Annotated in this window: 4 protein-coding genes; all 4 read left to right on the top strand. The window is 69.4% G+C overall.

The window, feature by feature from the left end:
• The first annotated feature begins 159 nt into the window (after nucleotides 1-159).
• Complete coding sequence (locus KY469_22315; protein MBW3665828.1) at nucleotides 160-912, top strand: hypothetical protein; 753 nt, start codon at nucleotides 160-162, stop codon at nucleotides 910-912.
• Between the two features lie 125 nt (nucleotides 913-1037).
• Entirely contained in the window at nucleotides 1038-2021 is a 984-nt protein-coding gene (locus KY469_22310; protein MBW3665827.1) for a sensor histidine kinase, read from the top strand.
• Complete coding sequence (locus KY469_22305; protein MBW3665826.1) at nucleotides 2018-3148, top strand: hypothetical protein; 1131 nt, start codon at nucleotides 2018-2020, stop codon at nucleotides 3146-3148. The genes KY469_22310 and KY469_22305 overlap by 4 nt, the downstream gene beginning before the upstream one ends.
• A complete protein-coding gene (locus KY469_22300) occupies nucleotides 3145-3810 on the top strand; it encodes a response regulator transcription factor (protein ID MBW3665825.1) in 666 nt (221 codons plus the stop codon). Before KY469_22305 ends, KY469_22300 begins: the two co-directional genes overlap by 4 nt.
• Nucleotides 3811-4887 lie beyond the last annotated feature (1077 nt).

Here is a 4887-nt window from a genome sequence, read left to right as displayed (position 1 = left end):
CCATGGATGTCGCGCGTGGTTCGATCAAGGCTCCTCCTTGCGCGATCGACGGAGTCTCTCCAGTGGTTCGTGGTCCACTGCGGGGATATCGGGCACGTGCGTGAGGTCAACCTGAGGGTGGATGGTCCTCCACCCTCGCGTGGACGTCGGATCGGTTCGATGCGCTTAGCGTCCGCATCGAACATCTCCAAGGAGCTGCAGATGAAGATCTGGTCCGATCCCGTCCGCTTCCGTCGCACGGTGGCCGGTCTCGCTGCGATCGCGGCGGGATTGTTCACGTTCGCAGGGATGCTGGCGGACCCGCCGGCGACCGGTGATGGTGTGGAGGCCTACCTCGCCTCCCTCGTTGACAACCCGGAGTTGGTGCAGCTGTCCGCGCCGCTGCTGTGGGTCGGCTTCACGTGCACCGTGGTGATGATGCTCACCTGGTTGCGGCTCGTCCGTCGTCGTGGCGTCGTGCTCGCACACGTCGGCGCCCTGTTGGCGATTCCCGCGATGATGACGATAACGGGGATGCTGATCATCGACATGGTCGACCTGTCGTTGGCTCGGGAGGTTGGCGTCCAGCGTGCGGCTGAGATCAGCGGGGCGGTCGAGGTCATGCCCGGACTGGTGCCGTTCATCCTCCAGGCACCCCTCGGGCTGCTCGGATTCCTGTTCTTGGTCGTCGCGTTGTGGCGTAGCGGTTTCGTGCCGGGCGCCTTCGCTGTCGTGGTGATCGCAGCGCAGTTGGCGTTCTTCCTGGGAGCGCCGATCCGCCCGGTGGGCCAGGTCGCCACCGGCGTGCTGGCACTTGCGTACGGGTGGTTCGGGATGGTGATCCTGAAGCTGGACGATGCGAGCTGGATCGCCGGCGTGCGTCGCGTCCAGGTGGTCGACGAGGCGGTCCCGGTCGGCGTGCAGCCGGCCTGAGGGGCACTTGGGGAGGCGTCCGTCGAGCTGCGGCGGGCGCGAGGCAGGGAGAGGTCGGATCCTCTGGATCCGGTGCCCCGACCCCCCCTTTGCGGCACACTGCGGGCTCGTGAAGGGAGGCGGACGTGCGCAAGTCTCGCCTCGCCGCGGTGGCGGCGGTCGCAGTGCTGGTGGTGGTTGGTGCGTGGGCGGTGCTCGATCCCGTCACCGTCCAGCGATCTCACATCCCGTTCCCGCTCCTGCTCGTCGCGTCGGGGGTCCTCGGAGCACGGAGCGCGGACGGCTGGTCCCCGGCTGGGATCGGGGCGGTGCTGGTCGCCGTCGCTGGCGTGGTGTACGCCTCCGCCTACCCTGAGGACCTCGTGTTCGTCCCGGCCGGGGCGGTCGCCGCGTTCCTGGTGGCACGGACGCTCGTGCGGGACCGGACGGACGCGAGGCGCTACGGGCAGCACGCACGTGACCTCCAGGAATCACGCGGTCGGGTCGTGCTCGATGCGGTCTCGCACGAGCGTGCGAGGATCGCCCGTGAGCTGCATGACGTGATCGCCCACGGCATCAACGTGATCAGCCTCCAGGCGGGGGCCGCCAGGCTGGCGCTGGCGGCGGATCCCGCGGTCGCCATCGGGGCGGTCGACGCCGCCACCGATGCGGCGGGCGAGGCCATCGCGGACCTGCGGCGGCTGACGTCCGTCCTGCTCGACGATGCCGACGAGCGGAACGGTCCGCAGCCGAGGTTGTCCGACGTCGAGCAGCTCGTGCTGCGCACGCGGGAGCTCGGGCTGGACGTGCGCCTCTCGGTCGTCGGGGACGCCCGGGCCATCCCGCTGGGCATCGAGCTGGTCGCCTACCGTCTGGTCCAGGAGTCCCTGACGAACGTCCTCAAGCACGCTGGTCGGACCCGGGTCGACGTACGCCTCGTCGAGGGACCGACATCGCTCGACGTGGAGATCCGCAACGCGGCCTCCGGATCGACCTTGGCCGACCCGACCGGCGGGCACGGACTCGTGGGGATGCGTGAACGGGCCGCCCTGTACGGCGGGACCCTGTCGGCCGGCTACGAGGACGACACCTGGTGCGTCCGGGCCCACCTGCCGATCGGCGACGGATGAACCGGCGCGGAGCACGGCTCAAGTACCTGACAGATGCTGGCGTCCTGGCGGTGACCGCGTGGGCGGCGGTGGACGCGGCCAGGGATCCCGACGTCACCTGGCCGCTTGCCCTCGGAGTCATCGTCGCCTGGTGCGTCGCGATGCTCCTCCGGGACCTGCACCCGCGTGCGCTCCTCGTCGTGCCCTTGGTACTGGGGATGCAGGCCGTGCTCACGGGCACGTTCCCGAACGGCTCGGCGTCGACCGTCCTCGTCGTGTGGGCCGCCGCGGGCATGTTCGGGTGGCGAACTCGTTCTTGGGGGAGGCTCCTGCTCGGCGCCGTGATCTGGCTGATCGGTCTGGTACCCCTCGCCCTGACGATGGGCAACGATCCGGTGACGGACCTGCTGTTCCCGACGTTGTTCGCCTGGCTCGCGATGGGCATCGGCTGGCTGGTCGCGCTCGGCCGTGGTCGCCTCCGAGTCGCTGTGGGCGAGGCGGCCGCTGGGGAACGTCGCCTTGAGGCCGAGCGGGCCGAGATCGTGACCGCGGAGCGGCAACGGATCGCGCGTGAGCTGAACGACGTCATCACGCAGACCGTCAGCTCGATGCAGGTCCAGCTGGCGGCCGCGCGCTCGCTCCTGGTCGGCACCGATCCCGGTGCGGCGGTGCCGTCGCTCCTGAACGTCGAGTCCGCGGCGCGGGACGCGACGGCGGAGCTGCGGCGCATGCTCGGACTGCTGCGACACGACATGTCAGAGGATTCCGTGCCCCCCGACGTGTCCTCGACCGCGATCGGCCGTCTGACCGCCGGACCGGTCGGTGTGGACGTCAACGTGCACGTCGACCCGCGCGTGGCGGAGCTCCCGGCTGGGTTGCAGGTGGCCGCCTACAGGCTGGTCGAGTGGGCGGTGGACGACACGCGTGCCGGCGACGGCGCGACGCGGTGCCGGGTCGCTGTGACGCTGGCGGCCTCCGACCTCGTCCTGTCGGTCAGCCACGATGGCGACGGCGACCCGTCGGCGATCGCCGCGATGCGCGAGCGGACCGCCGTGTTCGCCGGGGAACTGGAACTGAGCACCGATCCGGACCGGACGATCGCGATCCGCCTGCCCCTGCCGAGACCCCACGCGGAGGTCCCGGCGTGATCCGCGTGCTCATCGCCGACGACCAGGAGCTCGTCCGCAGCGGGCTGCGTCTGATCCTGGAGGCCCAGCCGGACATCGAGGTCGTCGGGGAAGCGGAGGACGGCATGCAGGCGGTCTCGAAGGCCGCTCGGCTGCACCCTGACGTCGTCCTGATGGACATCCGGATGCCGAAGGTCGACGGGCTGCAGGCGACCCGCAAGCTCGCCCAGGCTCCCGACGGGCCGCGGGTCGTGATCCTGACGACGTTCGACGCCGACGACCACGTCTACGAGGCGATGCGCAGCGGCGCCAGTGGGTTCCTCCTGAAGGACATCCGTCCCGAGCAGCTCGCGGACGCCGTCCGGACCGTCTCCGCCGGTGACGCGATGCTCGCCCCGGCGATCACCCGCCGTCTGATCGAGCGGTTCGTCGAGCGGCCCCGCGGAGGATGGGACCTCCCCTCGGAGTTCGAACGTCTCACCGACCGCGAGGCCGAGGTGCTCGAGATGATGGCCCGGGGCCGATCCAACCACGAGATCGCCGACGCCCTGGGCATAGGCGAGGCCACCGTCAAGACCCACGTCAACCGCATCTTCGCGAAACTCGAGGTGCGAGACCGGGTCCAGGCCGTGGTGCGCGCGTACGAGTCCGGCTTCATCGACGTGCCCGACCGCGGCGGGTGAGGGGCCGGTCGTAGGACGGCCAACAGCGCGGCGAGTTGGGCGTTCCTCGCCGGTCGCCTGCCGTCTCGCTTCCGCTGCCCTGTGAGGCGATGCTGGCGCCGTCGGTCACGAGACGTTTCATCGAAGAGTTCGTCCGGCGCCCTCGCGCCGGCGCCGCTCTGCCCGACGAGTTCCGCCGGCTCACGGAACGCAAGGTCTGAGGTGCTCCGACTCATGAGCCGTGGGCGGTCCAACGCCGAGATCGGCGTAGCCCTTCGCGATCGGCGATGCGACGGTAACCACTCCCCACCGGGGTGGAGGACCATCCACCCCTGGGTTGATGTGCCCCGCTCCGAACGTCCGTAGCGTCTACCGAGACGGGGGAGACGGGATCGGAGACACCAGAGCTTCCATCCTGTACGAGACAGCCCACGTGACGGTTCACGTCACGCCTTGATCCTGGGAGAGACACCATGAAGACCACACGAATCGTCGCCGGCACCGCGATGGCAGGTGCGCTCCTGATCGCTCCATCTGCGGCGCTGGCTCATCCGCATACGGCCGGTCCCCAGGACCAGCCGATCGCGAACGGTCAGAACCACCCTAACTTCCAGTCCGGGACGTCCTGCGAGTCCTTCGGCGGTTCGTACGGACCGGCCTGGTACGGCCTCGAGTCGGCGCACCACGGTCCTGATGCGGGTGCGCCAGGACGGGTGGACGGTTGCTACCAGACAACGGGCAACGTACCGCCGGGCCAAGACGACGAGAACCCAGCCATCGACTGACCCTAGAAGGTCTGCGATCCTCCGCGCACGACAACGATCGTCGCGGTCGGCATCGCATTGGTTCTGACGGGCAACTACCGCCGCTGGTTCAGCTAGTTTCCCTCTGGTCTACGCCGGGGGATCGGGTGCCGTAGTCGTTCGTGACGGTCTGTTGGGCGGGGTTGATCTATGCGGCGCAGTTTCCTCGCGATCACCGTCATCATCTTCACTATGGGCAGCGTCGCCATGGTGGTGGCGGGCCAAGGCGTCGACCGCATCATCGGGATCGTCGCTGTCCTGCTCTTCGGGTTCGGAGGTGTCGGATACTTCGCCG

The sequence above is a fragment of the Actinomycetota bacterium genome (assembly GCA_019347575.1).
GTDB lineage: Bacteria > Actinomycetota > Nitriliruptoria > Nitriliruptorales > Nitriliruptoraceae > JAHWKY01.
This window is presented reverse-complemented; position numbering and strand designations above follow the sequence as displayed.

What these genes read in the sequence shown, in the direction of transcription:
- KY469_22315 (MBW3665828.1), top strand. Translation starts at nt 160, where the DNA reads ATGCGCTTAGCGTCCGCATCGAACATCTCCAAGGAGCTGCAGATGAAG.
- KY469_22305 (MBW3665826.1), top strand. Translation starts at nt 2,018, where the DNA reads ATGAACCGGCGCGGAGCACGGCTCAAGTACCTGACAGATGCTGGCGTC.